Here is an 18261-nt window from a genome sequence, read left to right as displayed (position 1 = left end):
AGACCTGACACAGAGCTTGACATGCATCAAGAAAGAAAAAGCCCTGAGTGCCTAGACTGAAGTTTTCAACCGTTCTGAGGAGAACACGCATGTACTCACGCATTCTTGTCGCGACCGATGGCTCCACCCTGTCCAAAAAAGCGGTGACCAGTGCCATTCAATTGGCCGCAAGCTGTGCTGCCGAACTGGTGGCCGTCAAAGTCGTGCCACGTTACCCCCAGGCGTACTTTGAAGGCAGCATCCCGTTGTCGGCCCAGGAAATCAGCCGCATCGAAAAACAATGGACCGATGCCGCCCAGGCCAACCTGGACGCGGTGGCCAAAGCCGCCAAAGCCAAAGGTGTGAGCACCAAGACCGTGACGGTCAAATCCGATGTGGTGTCGGATGCGCTCATCGCGACCGCCAAAAAACAAAAAGCCGACCTGATCGTGATGGCCTCGCATGGCCGCAAGGGCATCAAGCGCCTGCTGCTGGGCAGCGAAACCCAGCAGGTGCTGACGCACTCGCACATCCCGGTGCTGGTGTTGCGCTGAAGGTCTTGTCTTGTATAGCCCGCCAAGGCGATAGCCTGCCCGGGCTCATACTCGCTGCGCTCGCCAAATCGCCCAAGCAGGCTATCGCCTTGGCGAGTTCAGCGCACATTCAACTTTCAGCTGTTTGAGTGTGCGCTGGTACCTGCCCAGTCCAAGTTCACTTTGGCGCTTGCACCCCAGGTTCAAGCCGCAAACAAACCCTTGTACTGGTCCCGCAGCAGGTTCTTCTGCACCTTGCCCATGGTGTTGCGTGGCAACTCGGGCACCACAAAGCAGCGTTTGGGGATCTTGAAGTTGGCCAGCTTGGACTTCAGATCGGCCACGATGGCGTCGGGCTTCAGGTTCGCGCCGGGCTTGGCGATCACCACCGCCACCCCCACCTCACCAAAGTCCGGGTGCGGCACACCCACCAGTGCGCTCTCGGCCACGCCCGCCATCTCATTGATGTAGCCCTCGATCTCGGCAGGGTACACGTTGTAGCCGCCGCTGATGATCAGGTCTTTGCTGCGGCCCACGATGGTCACATAACCGCGCTCATCGACTTTGCCCACATCGCCCGTCTTGAAATAACCGTCCGAGGTGAATTCTTCGGCCGTCTTCTCGGGCATGCGCCAGTAGCCCTTGAACACGTTCGGCCCCTTGACCTGGATGCCACCGATCTCGCCCACGGGCAAATCCTTCCCATCGTCACCTCGCACGCGCAGCGACACGCCCGGCAGAGGAAACCCAACAGTGCCGCCTCTGCGTTCGGTTTGCTTGCCGTAGCGCTTGTCCGCGCTGTAGGGGTTGGAGGTCAGCATCACCGTTTCGCTCATGCCGTAGCGCTCCAGGATGGTGTGACCCGTGCGCTGCTGCCACTCGTTGAAGGTTTCCAGCAAGAGCGGCGCAGAACCTGCTATGAAGAGGCGCATGTTGCGCACCGCTTCGCGCGTCATACCCGGCTCGGCCAGCATGCGCACGTACAGCGTGGGCACGCCCATGAACACCGTGGCCTCGGGCATGCGGGCGATCACGCGCTTGGGCTCGAACTTGGCCATCCAGATCATCTTGCTGCCGTTGATCAGCGCCCCATGGATGGCCACAAACAAGCCATGCACATGGAAGATGGGCAGAGCGTGGATGAGCACATCCCCACGCTTCCAGCCCCAATAGTCCTTGAGCATCACGGCATTGGACAGCATGTTGCCGTGCGTGAGCATCGCCCCCTTGCTGCGCCCGGTGGTGCCGCTGGTGTACAAAATGGCGGCCAAGTCATCGGCTTTTTTGCTGACTGTTTTGTGCTGGTCACTGTGGTGGGCTGCACGATCGAGCAGGCTGCCCGTGCGGTCGTCACCCAGCGTGAACACATGCTGGGTGCCCGCCTTGAAGGCGATCTTGCTGACCCAACCGAAATTGGCCGGGCTGCACACCACCACGGCCGGCTCGGCGTTGCCAATGAAATACTCGATCTCGGCACTCTGGTAGGCCGTGTTGAGCGGCAGAAACACATACCCGGCACGCAGTGTGGCCAAGTACAACATCATCGCTTCGACCGATTTTTCGACCTGCACGGCGATGCGGCTACCTTGAGGCAAATCGAGCGAGGCGAGCAGGTTGGCCATCATGGCGGTGGCGCGGTCCAAATCGCGCCAGCTGTAGCGCAGGCCTTCGTCGGTTTCCACCGCCACGGCGTTCAAATCTGAGGGAAAAGCCGCACGCAATGCGGCAAAGAGGTTGTGGTTGCTCATGTGGATCCAGAAAGAGGAACAAACAAAAGGGTAAGCCGGCTCAATCGAGTTTGGCGCCCGAGGCCTTCACGACCTGGGACCACTTCTTGAGTTCGACCTTGATGAAGGCATCGAACTGGGCGCCTGTGAGGTTGGGGAATTCAGCCCCCTGCCCGGCCCAGACGGCTTTGGCTTCATCGGTCTGACAGGCCTTGCGGATTTCCTCCACGGCGCGGGCCTGGGCCTCGGCAGGCGAGCCCTTGGGTGCCCACACGCCGTACCAGGTGGACACGGTGTAATCGGGCAAGCCCAGCTCGGCCGAGCAAGGCACATCGGGGAAAGCCGGGCTGCGCTTGTTGCCCGAGACCATCAGCGCCTTGACACGGCCGGACTTGATGTGGGTGGCCGATGACCCCAGGCCATCGAACATCATGTCCACATTGCCTGCGATCAGGTCCTGCAAGGCCGGGCCTGCGCCACGGTAAGGGATGTGCGTGATGAAGGTCTTGGTCTGCAGCTTGAACAACTCACCCGCCAAGTGGTGCGACGTGCCGCCCCCGGCCGAGCCGTAGTTCAAACGCGCCGGATTCTTCTTCACGAACTCCAGAAAAGTCTTGAAGTCGGCCGCATCGACTTTCTTGGGGTTGACCACCAGCACCTGCGGCACGTTGGCCACCAGGATCAAGGGCGTGAGATCGCGTTCCAGGTCGTAGTCGAGCTTGGCGTACATGAAGGGCGCAATCGTGTGGTGCACCGCCCCCATGAAAAGGGTGTAGCCATCGGGTGCCGACTTGGCCGCCACGCCCGCGCCCAGCGTGCCCCCCGCTCCGCCCCGGTTGTCAATGATCAGCTGCTTGCCCGTCAGGCGCGAGAACTGCGCCGACAAGGGGCGGGCAAATGCGTCGGTGCCGCCACCTGCCGGGAATGGCACGATCATCGTCACCGGCTTGGTCGGCCAGCTGGACTGGGACTGCACAGCGCCCGAGGCCAAGGCGGCTGCGGAAGTGGCCAGTTTGAGAACGCCTCGGCGGTCCATGTGCAAATCGAATACGGTCATGTTTGTCCCCTTTTTTATGAATGAAATCGTTGAAGTTCTGCTCAAAAATACAAGCGCTCGACACCGTCTGACACAGGCACACGCCCTTGGGCCAGACCCTGACGGTGGCGGTCGAGTCTGCGCAGATCGTACAGATAGTTGACCATCAGGCCAAACGACTGCTTGATGCCCTTACTGGACAGGTCGGCAGCCCAATTGATCTGCTCAACGCGGGCGCCGTTGCCCAGGTGAAAACGGGCCACCGGGTCGGCCGGGCGCTCATCGCTGAGCTCCTTGCCCAGGTAATGCGCGGCACACGCCAGCAGCCACTGGCGCAAGGCCGAGCGCTCAGGCAAGGTGGGCACCTGGTCCAGCGCCGACAGCACATGCCCTGCCGTCACTGGCTCAAAACCCACGGCGCGGCCCAGCTGGGTGCGGACTTTTTCGGGCGTGGCTTCGAGCATGCGCTCGGCATTTTTGTTCAGCCAGGCCCGAAACCCCGGGATCGGCGACAGGGTGGCAAAGGTCTTGAGTTTGGGAAAGTCGGCCCGCAGAGTCTCCACCACCCGCTTGATCAGCGAGTCGCCAAAGCTCACGCCCTTGAGGCCTTGCTGGGTGTTGCTGATGGAGTAAAAAATCGCCGTGGTTGCCCGGCTCAGGTCCACCGCCTCCGCCGCTTCATCCAGCAAAGGGGTGATGCTGGCGGCGATCTCATCCATGAACGCCACCTCCACAAAAATCAGAGGCTCATCCGGCAAACGCGGGTGAAAAAAGCCGTAGCAGCGTCGGTCCGAATCGAGCCGGTTCTTGACGTCGCCCCAGCTCTTGATGTCGTGCACCGCTTCGTACTTGATGAGTTTTTCAACCAGGCTGGCGGGCGAATCCCAGCTAATGCGGCGCAACTCCAGAAAGGCCACATCGAACCAAGTGGTGAACAGGTTCTCCAGCTCGGCTTCGAGGGCCAGCAGGCGTTTGTTCGACTTGAGCGCGGGCATCAGCTCCTGGCGCAAGTCAACCAGAAAACGCATGCCTTCGGGGAAGGCCGCAAAACGTTGCAGCAACCGTGTGCGCGGCGACACCAGGGCTTTGCGCAAACGGATCTCGGCCACACCTTCGTCGGGTGTACCCACGGCGGCTTCGTACTGCTCGCGTGCGGCTTTGACCTTGCTCGCATCGGGCGCGAACTGCTCGCTCATCAGCAGCCAGCAGTCCTGGCGCTGCTCGGGCGTGGCCTTGGTGTACCACTGGGCCACACCCCGGGCGCGCTTGCCGCCCTCGACCTCGCTCACGCTGGGGTCGACGATGGCCTGCAGCTCGGTCAGGGTGCGGCGCAGCACGCGCGGCGACAACGCTTCTTCTTTCTGACGCAAAGTGGCATTGAGCCGTTCACGCGACGAGCGCACCTGAGCCTCTTTGGATGCGGCAGGCTTGGCGGCCCGGCCATCGGGCTTGCCCTCTGCTGCAGACACGCTGGCGCCACCCTCGCGTTTGCCTGTGGGCAGCCAACCGGCGACCTTACGGCCAATCCATTCCGATGTGTTCATGTGGAAACCCTGCTTTTCTCGTGTTCTGTGGTGACCGGCGCAATCCGGCTGGTGTTCTGGCGGGCCAACTGGCGCAAGGCCTCGCGTTGGCGCGTCAAATGGGTGCGCATGGCCGCGTCCGCCCCTTCGGCGTCGCGTGCCTTGAGCGCAGCAAAAATCGCCATGTGTTCAGCCAGGGACTGGGTAAGTCGCCCGGGCGCATTGAGCTGCTGCAAGCGGGCGAGCTTGAGGATCTTGCGCAAATCGCTGATCACCTGGGCCAACCACTTGTTGCCCGCCATGGCGATGATGGCTTCGTGGATCGCGTAATTGGCGGCGTAGTAATCCGGGATGCGGCCCTGGGTGGCGCTGTCTTGCAACTGTTGGTGCAAACTGTCGAGCGCAACGATGTCGGCATCACTCGCCTGCAGGGCGGCTTCAAAAGCACAGCGCCCCTCCAGCAAGGCGATGACCGGGAAGATCTCATCCAAATCCTGTTCGGTCACTTCGCTCACAAAACTGCCACGCCGGGGCTCGTGCCGGATCAATCCCTCTGCCGCAAGCACCTTGAGCGCTTCGCGCAAGGGCGTGCGCGAGATGGCCAGTTGCTCGCACAAGCGGGTTTCGTCCACAAACGCACCCGGAGAAAGCTCACCCGCAAAGATCTGATCGCGCAGTTGCTGTGCCACCTGGTCGTGCAAAGAATTGACGTGTCCGGCCATGAAATCGCCTTCGTAATTTCCGATAATTATGCGTAATTACAAAGACGTTTGGTGCACCCTGTCAGCGAAACACCACACATTCAGGCCCGGGATTTACCCTGACTGCCCGACCAAAGTTTCACAGTCCAAGCAGCTTCAGGGCGCGCTGATAAGAATCCGCCGGATGGGTCACGTCGAACTGCACGGTCTGCCAGCCCAGCTTGATGGCCCCCAGCACATTGCGGCTCTGGTCGTCCACAAACACGCAGTCTGCAGGCGCGACGCCCAACGCCTCAGCGCACATCTCGTAGGCCCGCCGGTCGGGCTTGAGGATGCCGGTGTAAGTGGCGTCGATGATCACGTCAAACAGCTGCAGCAATGGCAGACGTTCGCGGAAACTCGCGCCGTAAAACAGGTCCAGCTCGTTGGACAGCACGGCCAGCTTGCAGCCAGCCGCCTTGGCCTGGTGCACGGCGGCCGCCGCTTCAGGCCGGATCACCGCTTCCACGTCGGCCCCCCTCGCCCGCTGCACGAAGGTCTGCATGTCGTGCCACTCTTCTCCCACCAGCTCACCCACGCTGCGGGTGCGGGCCATCCAGTACTCGCGCTCGGTGATGTGGTCGGCCTGCATGGCTTGCCAGAGGGCATCGGTCTCGGGCGCAAAGGGGCCACGCCAGGTCAAGGTGCCCGGGGGCAGGCCCAGGGCCGCCTCGCTCAAGTCGTGCGTTTCGAACAGGGTGCGGCTGATGACCCCGCCAAAGTCGAGCACCAGGGCTCGGGTCGCTGCACCGCTCATGGCGCGACCTTTTTCACCAGGCCACGGGCCAACCAGTCGTCAAAGACGGCCAGCACCTGCTGCACGAAAGCGGCGTCGTTGATGTGCGCGTCGATGCGCGAGACCTGAGCCGTGCCCCAATCGCACTGGCTGCATTCGTCCATCAGGGCGGCCAAACCTTCGGCATCGTGCAACGGCGCGCCGGGCCGGTCCCACTCTTCGATGCCCTGCAGGGGCAGCACCAGGTGCACGGGGCCACGGGCCTGACGCAGGCGGCTGGCCAGCTCGCGGGCGAATTCGCGGCGCATGTCGGCGTCGATGCCCACCGAGGCGATCAGGCGGTTGTGGTCGTGCGAGGGCCGCCCGACAAAGCGCTCGGGCATCTGGCCCCAGGCGGGGTAGTCCACCAGGTCGGTGGCCCCGGGGGCCACGATCATCGGCACACCTTGGCGGCCTGCGCCCATCAGCCGATCCGGCCCCGCGCTCACCACCGAGCCGCCCATCTGGTTGACCATCTCCTGCAGGCTGAAGTCCATCACGCAGGCAAACTGGCCTTGCGCGGCCAGCGATTCAAACGCCCTGCCCCCCATGCCTGTGGTGTGAAAAACCGCGAGGTCAAAACCGCGCTTGTCGAGTTCGGGCTGCAGCTGCACCATGTATTTCAGGCAGCTCGACCCCAGGGACGTCATGCCCACCACGGGCCGCTCGAAACGCGGCACGCGCGCCACGCGGCACGCCCCCACCACCGCACCTGCGGCTTGGGCCAGCGCCGACTGGCACAGGCTGTTGAGGCCATACAGGCCGCCCGCCCACAGCACCATCATCAGATCGGGGGGCATGCGCTCGGGGGGCAAGAGCGGCGAAAACGCCACCGTGGACAGCACCACCTTGGGCACGCCCAGCGGCAAGCTGCTGGCCACGTCCAGCGCCAGGTCGGTGCCCATGGTGCCGCCCAGCACCAGCAAGCCGTCCATGCGGCCTTCGCGCTGCAGTTGGGCAGCCAAGGCCGATGCGCCTTGCGCCATGAGCGCCATGGCGCTGTTTTCGTCACCGCTGTCCATGACCTGCTGCAGCGTCACCCCGGCAGCGGCGGCCACATCGGTGTTGGCGATGTCGGGGACCACCCGGCCTTTGGCCAGCACCCCCACGTCCATGACCAGCGCCTGCCCACCTGCGGCCAGCACCTGCTCGCGCATGAAACCGATCTCGTCGCTCTTGGTGTCCACGGTGCCGACGATCAGGATGGTGGGGCTCTTCATGCGCGGCCCTCCTGCACGGCGGCAAACGCACCTTCGAGCACATCGCACATGAAGTCGACCTCTTCGCGGGTGATGACCAACGGCGGCGACAAGATCAGGTTGGGGCCGGAGATGCGCACCATCAGGCCCGCCTGGTAAGCGGCCTTGGCCACCCGCGCCGGAATGTCACTCGTGCGGGGCATGGGCGTGCGCTTGGCCTTGTCGCTCACCATTTCGATGCCCAGCATCAGGCCCACACCACGCACATCCCCCACAAAGCTGCAGGTGTCGACCAGCTTGCGCAGGCGAGTCTGCATGTGCGCGCCCACGCGGGCGGCATTGCCGGGAATGTCATGCGCCTCGATCTGGTCGAGCGTGGCCAGCGCCGCAGCGGCCGCGATCGGATGGGCGCTGTAAGTGTAGCCGTGCGAGACCGAGGCGGTGCCCGTGGTGTCGGCGTCAAACACCTCGGCGATGCGGCGGTTGATCGCCGTGGCCCCGAGCGGGATGTAGCCCGAAGAAATGCCCTTGGCCAGACACCACATGTCGGCATTCACACCCCACAGGCGGGTGCCAAACAGCTCGCCGCTGCGGCCAAAACCGGTCACCACCTCGTCGGCGATCAGCAGCACGCCGTACTTGTCGCAAATCTGGCGCACCAGCGGCCAGTAGTTGGGCGGTGGCACGATCACGCCGCCCGCGCCCTGCACCGGCTCGGCGATGAAGGCCGCCACCGTGTCCGGCCCCTGGAAGACGATTTCGCGCTCCAGCAGCTCGGCGCAAATTTCACCCAGGCGGATCGGGTCATCGGTGTAGGGGTTGTGATAGACCCAGGGCGTGTCGATGTGGAAGCACCCGGGCAACAGCGGTTCGTAGGCGCGGCGGAAGTTGCTGTTGCCGTTCACGCTCATGCCGCCAAAGTGCACACCGTGGTAGCCCTGGCGCAGGCTGATGAACTTGAAGCGGTCGGCCTGGCCCTTGAGCTTGTGGTACTGGCGCGCCACCTTGAGTGCGCCCTCCACCGCGTCCGAGCCGCCGTTGGAGAACATGACCGTGGCCACGCCCTCGGGCTCCATCATCTGCACCAGCCGTTTGGACAGCTCGATGGCCCGCACATGGGTGGTGCCACGGAACACGTTGTAAAACGGCAGCTCGTCCATCTGCGCCACGATGGCGTCGCGCACGGCCTGGTTGCTGTGGCCCAGGTTGCAGGCCCACAGACCGCCCACGCCGTCGAGCATCTTGTGGCCGTCCACGTCCCAGATCCAGCAGCCCTCGCCTTTGGCGATGATGTCGGGCCGGGACTTTTTCATCGCCCCCGGGTGGGCCATGGGGTGCCAGAGGTATTGGGCGTTGTCGGCCTTGAGTTGGTCGTTGTTCATCGTTTTCTCGACATTCACAGTTGAATCCAAGCGGTCTTCAGGTCCAGGTATTTGTCCAGCGCATGCATGGATTTGTCGTGCCCGTTGCCCGACTGGCGCACCCCGCCCAGCGGCACGGTGATGTCGGGGCCGCCATAGGTGTTGACGTGCACCACCCCGGCCTTGATGGCACGCACCATGCGGTGGGCCCGCGAGAGGCTGCCCGTCCACACGGCGGACGCCAGGCCATAGGTGGAGTCGTTGGCCAAGCGCACCGCATCGGCCTCGTCGTCGAAAGGCAAGACCGCCAGCACCGGCCCGAAAACTTCCTCGCGGGCGAGCGTCATGTCGGGCGTCACGCTGTCGAACAAGGCGGGGGCCATGTAACTGCCGCCCGCCACAGGCTGCAACGCCTGCCCGCCCACGCGCAGGCGTGCGCCCTGCTGCTGTGCGGCCTGCACCGCCGCCAGGTTCTTGGCGAGCTGGCGTGCGCTGCTGACCGCGCCGATCTCGGTGGTCACATCCAGCGGGTCGCCCACACGCAGGCTGGCGGCAATCTTTTGCAAACGCTCGACGAGTTCGTCGTGCACCGAGCGCTGCACCAAAAGCCGCGAGCCCGCCACACAAACCTGCCCGCTGTTGCGGTAAATGCCCATGGCCGAGACCTTGGCCGCCTGCGCCAGATCGGGCGCATCGTCAAAAACAATATTGGGCGACTTGCCGCCCAGCTCCAGGTACACCCGTTTCAGGTTGGACTCGGCCGAGGCTTTGAGCAACAAGCGGCCCACCGGGCCGGAGCCTGTGAAAGTGAGGATGTCCACGTCCATGTGCCGCGCCAGCGCCTCACCCGCCTGCGCGCCCGTGCCCGTGACCACGTTGAGCACCCCCGGCGGCAAGCCCGCATCCAGGCACAGCTGCGCCAGGCGCAGCAAGGACAGCGAGGCGTCTTCGGACGGCTTGAGCACCACCGAATTGCCCGCCGCCAGCGCCGGGGCGATCTTCCAAGCGCCGATCATCAGCGGGAAGTTCCACGGCACGATGGCCGCAACCACCCCCACCGGCTCCTTGTGGATCAGTCCCAACGTGCCGTCGGGCGTGGGCGCGATCTCGCCGTTGATTTTGTCCACACACTCGGCGTAATAACGGAAAGTGCTCGCCGCGCTTCCCGGCTCGGCCTTCCAGGCCATGGCGATCTCGGTGCCGTTGTCGCGCACGCCCAGCACGGCCAGCTCGGCGTGGTGCGCCTCGATGCGATCAGCAATGCGGTGCAAAATTTTCTTGCGCTCGGCAGGCGCCATGCGCGACCACACGCCAGACTCGAAGCTGCGGCGGGCCGCGGCTACGGCGGCATCCACATCGGCTTGGCCTGCGGCCGCGATGGTGCACAGCTGCTGTCCGTCGATGGGCGAAACCACAGGGAGCGTCTGACCTGAGGTCGAAGCCGCCCACTGCCCGTCGATCAGCAGCCCCTGGTCAGGAATGGGCTGGTGGCGCAGCGCGTCGATCTGTTCCTGTTTCATGAGCCGCCTTCAGTCGGGCACATGCAGCACGATGCCGTCGAGCGCAGGGGACGCGATCAGCTGGCAGCTCAGGCGGCTGCCGCTCTGGCGTGGCGAGGTGACGATGTCGAGCATCGCGTTTTCCACCTCGTCCATGGGCGGGCAGGCGGCCAGCCAGGCTTCATCGACGTAGACGTGGCAGGTGGCGCACGACAGGCAGCCGCCGCATTCGCCCGCGATGCCGGGGATGCCGTTCATCTGGGCGGCGTCCATCAGGTTGGTGCCATCGTTGACGTCGTCGCTCACACGGTCGCCATTGCGCATGATCCAGTGCACTTGGGGCATGGGGTGGGTTCTTTCAGATCAGATGAATCGGATGTAGTGGTCGCGCAGCGCGTCGCCTTCCAGGCCAGCGGTGCGCTCGATCTCGTGGCGCTTGATGCCCACATGGTTGGCCACCAGGCCTTCGCCCAGCGCTTGCGTGAGCGCCGTGTCGGCTTCGAGCGCATCCAGTGCGCCCGCCAAGGTGTCGGGCACGCTGTGGGTGGCATCTTTGTTTTCCAGGCAGTCGCCGGTCTCTGCGGGCTGCAATGCATAAGCGTTGGCCACGCCCAAACGAGCAGCCTGCAGCACAGCGGCGGTGTGGGTGTAAGGGTTGGCCGCAGCGTCGCCCATGCGGTGCTCGATGCGCGCACCGGGGCCACTTTCAGCCGACAAACGCACCGTGACGCCCCGGTGGTCCACCGCCCAGTTCTGCCAGAAGCCCGACAGGCTGGCCGGTTGCAGGCGCTGGTAAGAGTTGGCGCTGGGCGCCAGCAGGCCCGCCAGGGCCTGGTGGTGCTGCATCAGCCCGGCCGTGCAACCCAGCGTGAGCGCATTGAACTGGCTGGCGTCGTGCCCGCCCGAGATGGCGTTGTGGCCTTGGGAATCCCGCAAGCTGAAGTTGATGTGCACCCCGCTGCCGCCCACCGTGAGGATGGGCTTGGGCATGAAGGTCAGCACGATGCCGTGCTGGAAGGCCACCTCGCGGGCCAGCAAGCGGAACAAAAAGATGTCGTCCACCGCTTTGACGGCGCGGTCGTAGGTGAGCGTGAACTCGAACTGCGGCGCGTCGTATTCGGTGTTCATGCTGTCGATGCGAAAGCCCGCGGCCGTGGCCTTTTCCCACAGGGCGTCGGTGAAGCCCCTGGGGTCGGCAAAGGGGCCGGTGGCGTACACATGGGCCGCTGGTGTGTCGTAAGGCTTGAGCGAGCCGTCGGGCTCGATCTGGAAGGCAAAGGCTTCGAGCTCGATGCCCACCATCGGGTCGTAGCCCATGGCCTGCCAGTCGGCCACGGCGCGCTTGAGCGCACTGCGCCCGCACATGGGCAGGGGTGTGCCGTCGTTGGCTTTCAGGTCGCCAATCGCCACCTTCGTGAACGGCTGCCAGCCGGGGCGGATGTCTTCGGCGGTGTAGACCGCCTCCATGTCGGGCAGGCCTTCCATGACCATGGCGCCCGGCACGGGGATCAGCTCTTTTTCATAGGTCACGCCAAAGGTGCCACGACAAAAACGGGCACCGCCGCCCTGCCCGGGTTTCAGCGTGACGTATTTGCCCCTCGCGATGGCCAGGTGGTCACAAAACAGCACCCGCAGGCGTTCTTGAACATTCGACATGGTCTTCCCTTTCAAATCAGATGCATGCGCACCGGCAGGCGTTTGATGCCACAGACAAAGTTGGATCGCAAAAAGGCATGTTCACCGGTTTGCTCGATGCGCTCCACGCGCTTGATCAGTTCCTGCAGCAGCACCCGCAGCTCCAGCCGCGCCAGCCACATGCCGAGACAGGCGTGTGCCCCGCCCTGTCCGAACGACAGGTGGCGGTTCACGCCCCGGCTCAAGTTGACCGTGAAGGGCTGCTCAAAAGCCCGCTCGTCGCGGTTGCCCGAAATGAACCACAAGAGCACTTTGTCGCCCGCCTTGACTTGTTTGCCGTGGTACTCGAAGTCCTCGGTCGCGGTGCGGCGGAAATGGGTGGCGGGAGAGGCCCAGCGGATGAATTCATCGGCCACGCCCTCCCAGGCGGCTTCGCCCTGCACCGCCTTGAGCTGCTGCATCAGGACCGGCTGGTTGGCCAGCGCGTGCAAGGCGGCCGCGATGGAATAGCGGGTGGTGTCGTTGCCCGCCGCCACCAGCAGGCAAAAGAAGTTGCGGAACTCGGTGTCGCTGATCACATTGCCCTGCGCGTCAGGCTGGGTGATCAGGTGCAGCACGCCACTCGTGTCGCCCGCATCGCGCTTGCGGTCCATCAGCTTGGCCGCGTAGTCGTACAGGTCGGCCCCGGCGGGTGAGCGGAACGGCATGAAGCGGTAGGCCTCGGTGTCCATCTTGTCCACCACATGGCTGGTGAAGTCGCTGTCGGTGTTGGCCATGAGCGCATCGCCTTTGTCCACCAGCCAGTCCAGGTCTTCTTCGGGCAGACCCGCGATGCGCCCGAGCATGCGCATGGGCAACTGGCGGGCGATCTGGTGCGTGGCGTCGAACTCTTTCAGGCCCAGGGCCTGGTCGAGGATGCCCACGCAGAGTTCACGGATCTGGTCTTCGTAGAGCGCCATCATGGGCTTGGAAAAGGCCTTGGCCACCAGCATGCGGGTGCGGGTGTGTTCGGGCGGGTCGGTCTCCTGGAAGGTGCGCCGCGCCAGGTATTCCTCGCGGGTCTGGTCTTCCATGCGGATGCCTTGGGCCGATGACAGGCGCTGGTGGTTGCGGTTGAGTTCCAGGATGTCGGTATGCCGCGTGACCGACCAGAAGCCCTTGCCGCCGGACCAGTCGCACCAGGCCATGGGGTCCTCGTCGCGCAGACGTTTGAAGGTGTTGTGCGGCGCGCCAGGCACGAAGCTGTCGTGGTCTGACAGGTCGGCGTGGCCATCGTCGGTCGGGGTCCAGACGGTCATGAGCGGGGGTTCCTCGCGTGTTCAAAAAACTGCACCATCCACTGGCCAAACAGCGGCACATCGGCGGTCTGAGTCAGGCTGGCGTGTGCACGCGCCAGGGTGGCGGCGTCCAGCTTGTCGGCCAGGTAGCCCAGCAGGGCCTGCATGAAGACCCGCGGCATTTCGGGGTGGTACTGGGTGGTCCAGATGTGCTGCCCGATCTGCATCGAGCCGATGGGGCAAAAATCGCTGCCCCCCAGGCACTCGACCCCTTCGGGCATGCGGGTGACCTGTTCGTTGTGGGCAGCCATCAGGGTGGTAGTGCCGTGAAAGGGCTGCATCCAGGGCCGACTGTGCTGCCAGTGCGTGGCCGCCGTGCCCAGGCCCCAGCCCGCGGTGTTGCGCGCCACCTGCCCGCCCAGCGCCCGGGCCACCGCCTGGTGGCCAAAACACAGGCCGATCAAGGGCTGGCGGGCGGCATGGACTTCGCGGATGAAGGCCAGCAAAGGCCCCACCCAGGGCAGGCTGTCGTCGTTGACCGAGGCGGGGCTGCCGGTGATGACGTAGCCATCGAAAGCCTGCGGGCCGCTGGGCAGCACGCCGTCCTTGACCGGCACCACCTCGAAAGTCCAGCCCGGGCGCAAGGGCTGCAGCAACTGGACGACCTTTTGCCCGTCGTTCGGAAAACGCGCCGCAAACGCCGAGGTGTCGTCGTTGGTCAGCAAAACGGCAATGTGCAGGTTCATCCGGGGTCTTTCAGGCATGGTGCCCATGCTATGCACAAGGCGCACCAGGCACTATCAAGTTTGGGCACCGCACACCCCGGGTTTTCACGAAAAAGCCCGGTCTTCGGAAGCAGGCACACTCAGGGGCATGCATTTGCGCCGCGTTTTCTGCCTGTGATGGGCTCCCCTGCCCCCCATCACGCCCCTGATTCACCCTGGGTCCAAGTGCTCGACACCCAGGACATGGACCAGCACGCCCTGGCCCAGCAGGGCTGGGCGCTGCAGTACGAGCAGCTCTCGCCTGGCCAGTTCCAGGGCCGCATCCACCAGGTGCAACTGCCCGAAGTCACGCTGCTGCGCGAGGACACCAGCATCGCCTTGCGCCAACGCGGTCGGCTCGATGACAGCGTGTACGGCTTTGCCATGGCGCTGCAGGACTCGCCCGACCTGTTCTTCAACGGCCAACGGGTGCCTGCGCACGCCATCATGTGTGGCAAGGGCGACGAGGTGGACCTGACCACCCCGCCCCACTTCACCCTGATCGCGGTGGTGGTGGAGCGCAGCCTGCTCAACCCGCTGTGGGAGCGCATGTACCAGAAGCCCCTGGCGCACTGGCTCGAAAAGCAGCTGGTGCTGCAAACCACCGACATCAAGGCCCAGAACCTGCGCGACCTGCAGCTCACCGTGCTGGACCAGGCCAGCGCCCTGGCCCACCGTCAGCACGACCCACAGGCCCTGCGCCAGCTGCGCGACGAGATCCTGATGGAGTGGCTCGAAGCGCTGCCGTCCCAGGTGGACACCTCCGAGCTGCCCAACCTGGAGCGGCGCAAAAAGCTGGTGGACCGTGCCTGCGAGCTGATGATGGGCCATGCCGACGAGCCGCTGTCCATTCTGGAAGTCTGCAGCCGCGTGGGCACGAGCCGCCGCAAGCTCAACTACTGCTTTCAGGACGTGCTGGGCACCACACCCATCAAGTACCTGCGCTCGCTGCGCCTGAACAGCGTGCGGAGGGCCATCCGGCAAGCCGCCCCCGGCGTCACCATCCAGGACATTGCTTCGCACTGGGGCTTCTGGCACCTGAGCCAGTTCGCGCAGGACTACAAGCACCTGTTTGGCGAACTGCCCTCGGACACCCTGCGCCAGCGATGAGCAGCGCCCAGACCACCCGGCTCACCGCCATCCTGACCATGGTGGCGGCGATGGCCTGCCTGTCCACGCAGGACACTTTCAGCAAAAAGCTGATGCTCAGTCTGGCCCCGGTTCTCATCATCTGGACACGCTATGGTCTGCAGACCGCGCTGGCGGGCGTGAGCATCTGGCGCAGCCGTTCTCCGCAATGGCTGCGCACGCGCCAGTGGCGGCTGCAGCTGCTGCGCGGCGCGCTGGTGGTGGGCGGCAGCGTGTTCGGTTACGGCGCCCTGCAGCGCATGCCTGTGGCCGAATTCACCGCCATTTATTGCTTGGTGCCGCTGGCCGTGACGCTGGTGGCCCGCTTCGTGATGAAAGAGCAGGTGTCCCCTGCGGGCTGGCTGTGCATGGCAGGCGGCTTGTGCGGCGCGCTGCTGGTGGTGCGCCCCGGTGGCCATGTGGACCCGACGGGCGCGGCGCTGGCCCTGATGGGGGTGATCTGCTACACCGGCTTCCAGACCCTGACGGGCGTGCTGGCGCGCCAGGACTCGCCGCTGACCATCCAGCTGTACACCAGCGCCTTCGGTTTTGTCAGCCTGTCTGTGCTGGTGCCTTTTTTCTGGCCTGCCGAATGGCCCTGGCCCACGCTGGCCCTGCTGGCCTGGGTGGCCCTGGCGGGGTCGTATGGGCAGTATTTCATGGTGCTGGCCTTCTCCAAAGCCCCGGCGTCCACCCTCTCGCCCTATCTGTACTCGGCCATCGGCTTCTCGGCCCTCGGCGGCTGGCTCATGTTTGACCACTGGCCCGATGCGCTGGCCGTGGGCGGCATGGGCATGATCGCGGGCTTTGGCCTGCTGTCGGGCTGGCTGAACAACCCCAAGGCCACCGCATGACCCCCGTACGTTTCAGCCCCAGTTACCGCGAGGCCAGAGCCCTCTTTTTAAAAACCGCCAGCGGCGCAGGTGCCCAGGTGCACAGCCACACCCTGCCCTTGACGGGCGCTCAGGGCGAGACCCTGGCCATGGACATCGCCGTCCACGGCCCGGCCCATGCATCCAAAGTGCTGATGACCACCAGCGCGGTGCACGGCATCGAGGGCTTTTGCGGCTCGGCCATCCAGACCGGATTGCTGCAACACCTGGCCCTGCCGCCCGACGTGGCGGTGGTGCATGTGCACGCGGTGAACCCGCACGGCTTTTCGCATGCACGGCGGGTCAACGAAGACAACGTCGACCTCAACCGCAACTTCATCGACTTTGGCCAGCCTTTGCCGGTCAACGCCGATTACGCCGACATCCACGCCCTGCTCCTGCCCGTGCAATGGCCCCCCTCACCCGAACAGGCCGACGCCTTGAACGCGCAAGCCCAGGTCTGGGGCGAGCGGCGCATGCAGCGGGCCATCACCAGCGGGCAGTACCAGTTTGCAGAGGGTGTCTGGTTTGGCGGACTCGCCCCCACCTGGAGCCACCGCACCTTCCGGCGCGTGCTGCAAGACCATCTGGCTCAGGCCCGCCAGATCGCCTGGATCGACCTGCACACGGGGCTGGGCCCGCACGGCCACGGCGAACGCATCTTCGCCTGCACCGACACCGGGGCCACCTTGCAGCGGGCCCGCCAATGGTGGGGGCCCGACATCACCTCGGTGGACACGGGCACGTCCAAAAGTGTGCCGCTGTCGGGCCCGATCCAGATGGCCATCTACGAGGAATGCCCGCAAGCGCAATACACGGGCATTTGCCTGGAGTTTGGCACCCTGCCGCTGGCGCAGATGATCCTGGCCATGCGCGCCGACCACTGGCTGGCATTGCACCCCGAAGCACCGCACGCCCTGGCCACGGCCATCCGGGCGGACATGGTGCAGGCCTTCAACCCGCCCGCCAGCGCCTGGCAGGACCAGGTCTGGCAGCAAGGTCTCGAAGCCGCCCGACAAGCTTTGCAAGGCCTGTCGACGGGCCCCTGACACCGGGCTGGCGGCATTTTTCGGGAAAACCCCGCCCGGGGTTTGCCAATTTTCGATACAGCCCGGGCACCAAGTTGTTCAGACTGTGGCTTCGGCCGTGACCGACGCTTGCACGGTCACCCACCACAACCCCCGAGGACGACAAACATGATTTCACGCCGTACGATTTCGCGCCTGCTCGCTGGCCTGCTGGGCAGTGCGATGGTGCTCAGCGCCGCCGCGCAGGGCTTCCCCAACAAGATGGTCACCGTCATGGTGCCCTACCCGGCGGGCGGCCCCTCGGATGCGGTGGCCCGCCTGGTGCAGGTCGAATACGAAAAACACCTGGGCCAGAAGATGATGGTCGAGAACCTGGGCGGCGTAAGTGGCGCTTTGGGCGTGCAAAAAGTGCTGGCCGCGCCTGCTGACGGCTACTACCAGCTGCTGAGCACCCCGATGGAACTGGTCATGGCCCCCCTGGCGCTGTCGGCCGTCAAGTTCAAGCCCGAAGAAGTGCGCATGGCCAGCCTCATGGGCCGCACCTCGATCGGCCTGGCGGTGCGCAAGGACCTGCCGGTCAACAACATCCCCGAATTCCTCGCTTGGGCCAAAGGCAAGCAGGTCAGCTACGCCAGCGTGGGCCAGGGCTCGCTGTACCACATCATGGGCGAGCGCTTCAAGACGCTGACCGGGCTGGACATGCTGCACGTGCCCTACAAGGCGGCCGTGCAGATCTACACCGACCTGGGCGGCAACAGCGTGGACATGGCCTTTGTGCCGGTCGCGGGCCCCATCATCGGCATGGTCAAGGACAACCGCTTCAAGATCATCGGCATCTCGTCCACCGCGCCCCACCCCCAACTGCCTGACGCCGCGCCCATCAGCGCGCAGCGTGGCATGTCCGACTTCGTGTTCGACATCTGGATCGGCCTGCAAGTGGCCAAAAACACGCCCGATGCCGTGGTCCAGAAACTCAACCAGGCCATGAACGAGTCCATCAAGTCCGAAGCATTCGTCAAAGGCATGACCAGCACCGGCAGCCAGGTGCCCGCAGGCATGAGCGTGGCCGAGCTGGACAAGTTCTACAACCAGGAAGTGTCCCGCTACCGCGCCCTGTTCAAGGCGGCCAACGTCGAGCCTCAATGACATGAACCCTGCGGCGCCGATGCGCTGCAGCACACGTCA

The 18261-nt window shown here is 64.7% G+C and carries 17 protein-coding genes; 5 read left to right on the top strand and 12 right to left on the bottom strand.

Translation table 11 applies throughout. The features are described from left to right. Positions 1 to 89: 89 nt before the first annotated feature. Positions 90 to 533 carry a universal stress protein gene (locus tag IC609_RS10110; protein WP_191819374.1) on the top strand — a complete coding sequence of 148 codons (444 nt, stop codon included), beginning with the start codon at positions 90 to 92 and terminating at the stop codon, positions 531 to 533. A 182-nt stretch (positions 534 to 715) separates the two neighbouring features. On the opposite strand, the gene IC609_RS10105 is transcribed toward IC609_RS10110, so the two are convergent. From IC609_RS10105 to IC609_RS10050, 12 genes are all read right to left on the bottom strand, one after another. Next, complete coding sequence (locus tag IC609_RS10105; RefSeq protein ID WP_191819373.1) at positions 716 to 2260, bottom strand: malonate--CoA ligase; 1545 nt, start codon at positions 2258 to 2260, stop codon at positions 716 to 718. Between the two features lie 40 nt (positions 2261 to 2300). Further along, on the bottom strand, positions 2301 to 3296 hold the full coding sequence (locus IC609_RS10100) for a Bug family tripartite tricarboxylate transporter substrate binding protein (RefSeq protein ID WP_191819372.1): 996 nt from the start codon (positions 3294 to 3296) through the stop codon (positions 2301 to 2303). Positions 3297 to 3337: 41 nt separating this feature from the next. Further along, a complete protein-coding gene (locus IC609_RS10095; RefSeq protein WP_191819371.1) occupies positions 3338 to 4819 on the bottom strand; it encodes a malonyl-CoA decarboxylase in 1482 nt (493 codons plus the stop codon). Beyond that, positions 4816 to 5520 (bottom strand): GntR family transcriptional regulator, encoded by a 705-nt coding sequence (locus IC609_RS10090; RefSeq protein ID WP_191819370.1) that lies wholly within the window; start codon positions 5518 to 5520, stop codon positions 4816 to 4818. The genes IC609_RS10095 and IC609_RS10090 overlap by 4 nt, the downstream gene beginning before the upstream one ends. Positions 5521 to 5638: 118 nt before the next feature. After that, the gene (locus tag IC609_RS10085) at positions 5639 to 6295 is read right to left on the bottom strand and encodes an HAD-IA family hydrolase (RefSeq protein ID WP_191819369.1); all 657 of its coding nucleotides are present in this window, start codon (positions 6293 to 6295) and stop codon (positions 5639 to 5641) included. Further along, entirely contained in the window at positions 6292 to 7533 is a 1242-nt protein-coding gene (locus tag IC609_RS10080; RefSeq protein ID WP_191819368.1) for a Tm-1-like ATP-binding domain-containing protein, read from the bottom strand. The genes IC609_RS10085 and IC609_RS10080 overlap by 4 nt, the downstream gene beginning before the upstream one ends. Continuing rightward, positions 7530 to 8894, bottom strand: coding sequence for an aminotransferase class III-fold pyridoxal phosphate-dependent enzyme (locus tag IC609_RS10075; RefSeq protein ID WP_191819367.1), 1365 nt, complete (start codon positions 8892 to 8894; stop codon positions 7530 to 7532). Before IC609_RS10075 ends, IC609_RS10080 begins: the two co-directional genes overlap by 4 nt. A gap of 14 nt (positions 8895 to 8908) precedes the next feature. Next, positions 8909 to 10393, bottom strand: coding sequence for an aldehyde dehydrogenase (locus tag IC609_RS10070; RefSeq protein WP_191819366.1), 1485 nt, complete (start codon positions 10391 to 10393; stop codon positions 8909 to 8911). Positions 10394 to 10402: 9 nt separating this feature from the next. After that, positions 10403 to 10717 (bottom strand): 2Fe-2S iron-sulfur cluster-binding protein, encoded by a 315-nt coding sequence (locus tag IC609_RS10065; RefSeq protein WP_191819365.1) that lies wholly within the window; start codon positions 10715 to 10717, stop codon positions 10403 to 10405. 18 nt (positions 10718 to 10735) lie between these two features. Next, the gene (locus tag IC609_RS10060) at positions 10736 to 12028 is read right to left on the bottom strand and encodes a type I glutamate--ammonia ligase (RefSeq protein ID WP_191819364.1); all 1293 of its coding nucleotides are present in this window, start codon (positions 12026 to 12028) and stop codon (positions 10736 to 10738) included. An 11-nt stretch (positions 12029 to 12039) separates the two neighbouring features. Beyond that, entirely contained in the window at positions 12040 to 13305 is a 1266-nt protein-coding gene (locus tag IC609_RS10055) for a cytochrome P450 (protein WP_191819363.1), read from the bottom strand. After that, on the bottom strand, positions 13302 to 14048 hold the full coding sequence (locus tag IC609_RS10050) for a type 1 glutamine amidotransferase (RefSeq protein ID WP_191819362.1): 747 nt from the start codon (positions 14046 to 14048) through the stop codon (positions 13302 to 13304). The genes IC609_RS10055 and IC609_RS10050 overlap by 4 nt, the downstream gene beginning before the upstream one ends. Before the next feature lie 138 nt (positions 14049 to 14186). Between IC609_RS10050 and IC609_RS10045 the strand changes: the two genes are divergently transcribed. The 4 genes from IC609_RS10045 (at position 14187) to IC609_RS10030 (ending at position 18222) form a co-directional block, all read left to right on the top strand. Next, the gene (locus IC609_RS10045; RefSeq protein ID WP_191819361.1) at positions 14187 to 15158 is read left to right on the top strand and encodes a helix-turn-helix domain-containing protein; all 972 of its coding nucleotides are present in this window, start codon (positions 14187 to 14189) and stop codon (positions 15156 to 15158) included. Continuing rightward, positions 15155 to 16030: a DMT family transporter gene (locus IC609_RS10040; protein ID WP_191819360.1), complete on the top strand. Its 876-nt coding sequence runs from the start codon at positions 15155 to 15157 to the stop codon at positions 16028 to 16030. The genes IC609_RS10045 and IC609_RS10040 overlap by 4 nt, the downstream gene beginning before the upstream one ends. Beyond that, a complete protein-coding gene (locus tag IC609_RS10035; RefSeq protein WP_191819359.1) occupies positions 16027 to 17097 on the top strand; it encodes a M14 family metallopeptidase in 1071 nt (356 codons plus the stop codon). Before IC609_RS10040 ends, IC609_RS10035 begins: the two co-directional genes overlap by 4 nt. A gap of 147 nt (positions 17098 to 17244) precedes the next feature. Beyond that, positions 17245 to 18222 (top strand): Bug family tripartite tricarboxylate transporter substrate binding protein, encoded by a 978-nt coding sequence (locus IC609_RS10030; RefSeq protein ID WP_191819358.1) that lies wholly within the window; start codon positions 17245 to 17247, stop codon positions 18220 to 18222. Positions 18223 to 18261 lie beyond the last annotated feature (39 nt).

The sequence above is a fragment of the Limnohabitans radicicola genome (assembly GCF_014837235.1).
GTDB lineage: Bacteria > Pseudomonadota > Gammaproteobacteria > Burkholderiales > Burkholderiaceae_C > Limnohabitans_A > Limnohabitans_A radicicola.
The sequence above is the reverse complement of the archived record's forward strand: the minus strand, read 5'-3'. Positions and strand labels throughout refer to the sequence as shown.

Bases quoted from the DNA above. Each gene is read 5' to 3' on its own strand.
- IC609_RS10110 (WP_191819374.1), top strand. From the start codon at position 90: ATGTACTCACGCATTCTTGTCGCGACCGATGGCTCCACCCTGTCCAAA.
- IC609_RS10105 (WP_191819373.1), bottom strand. From the start codon at position 2,260: ATGAGCAACCACAACCTCTTTGCCGCATTGCGTGCGGCTTTTCCCTCA.
- IC609_RS10100 (WP_191819372.1), bottom strand. From the start codon at position 3,296: ATGACCGTATTCGATTTGCACATGGACCGCCGAGGCGTTCTCAAACTG.
- IC609_RS10095 (WP_191819371.1), bottom strand. From the start codon at position 4,819: ATGAACACATCGGAATGGATTGGCCGTAAGGTCGCCGGTTGGCTGCCC.
- IC609_RS10090 (WP_191819370.1), bottom strand. From the start codon at position 5,520: ATGGCCGGACACGTCAATTCTTTGCACGACCAGGTGGCACAGCAACTG.
- IC609_RS10085 (WP_191819369.1), bottom strand. From the start codon at position 6,295: ATGAGCGGTGCAGCGACCCGAGCCCTGGTGCTCGACTTTGGCGGGGTC.
- IC609_RS10080 (WP_191819368.1), bottom strand. From the start codon at position 7,533: ATGAAGAGCCCCACCATCCTGATCGTCGGCACCGTGGACACCAAGAGC.
- IC609_RS10075 (WP_191819367.1), bottom strand. From the start codon at position 8,894: ATGAACAACGACCAACTCAAGGCCGACAACGCCCAATACCTCTGGCAC.
- IC609_RS10070 (WP_191819366.1), bottom strand. From the start codon at position 10,393: ATGAAACAGGAACAGATCGACGCGCTGCGCCACCAGCCCATTCCTGAC.
- IC609_RS10065 (WP_191819365.1), bottom strand. From the start codon at position 10,717: ATGCCCCAAGTGCACTGGATCATGCGCAATGGCGACCGTGTGAGCGAC.
- IC609_RS10060 (WP_191819364.1), bottom strand. From the start codon at position 12,028: ATGTCGAATGTTCAAGAACGCCTGCGGGTGCTGTTTTGTGACCACCTG.
- IC609_RS10055 (WP_191819363.1), bottom strand. From the start codon at position 13,305: ATGACCGTCTGGACCCCGACCGACGATGGCCACGCCGACCTGTCAGAC.
- IC609_RS10050 (WP_191819362.1), bottom strand. From the start codon at position 14,048: ATGCCTGAAAGACCCCGGATGAACCTGCACATTGCCGTTTTGCTGACC.
- IC609_RS10045 (WP_191819361.1), top strand. From the start codon at position 14,187: ATGGGCTCCCCTGCCCCCCATCACGCCCCTGATTCACCCTGGGTCCAA.
- IC609_RS10040 (WP_191819360.1), top strand. From the start codon at position 15,155: ATGAGCAGCGCCCAGACCACCCGGCTCACCGCCATCCTGACCATGGTG.
- IC609_RS10035 (WP_191819359.1), top strand. From the start codon at position 16,027: ATGACCCCCGTACGTTTCAGCCCCAGTTACCGCGAGGCCAGAGCCCTC.
- IC609_RS10030 (WP_191819358.1), top strand. From the start codon at position 17,245: ATGATTTCACGCCGTACGATTTCGCGCCTGCTCGCTGGCCTGCTGGGC.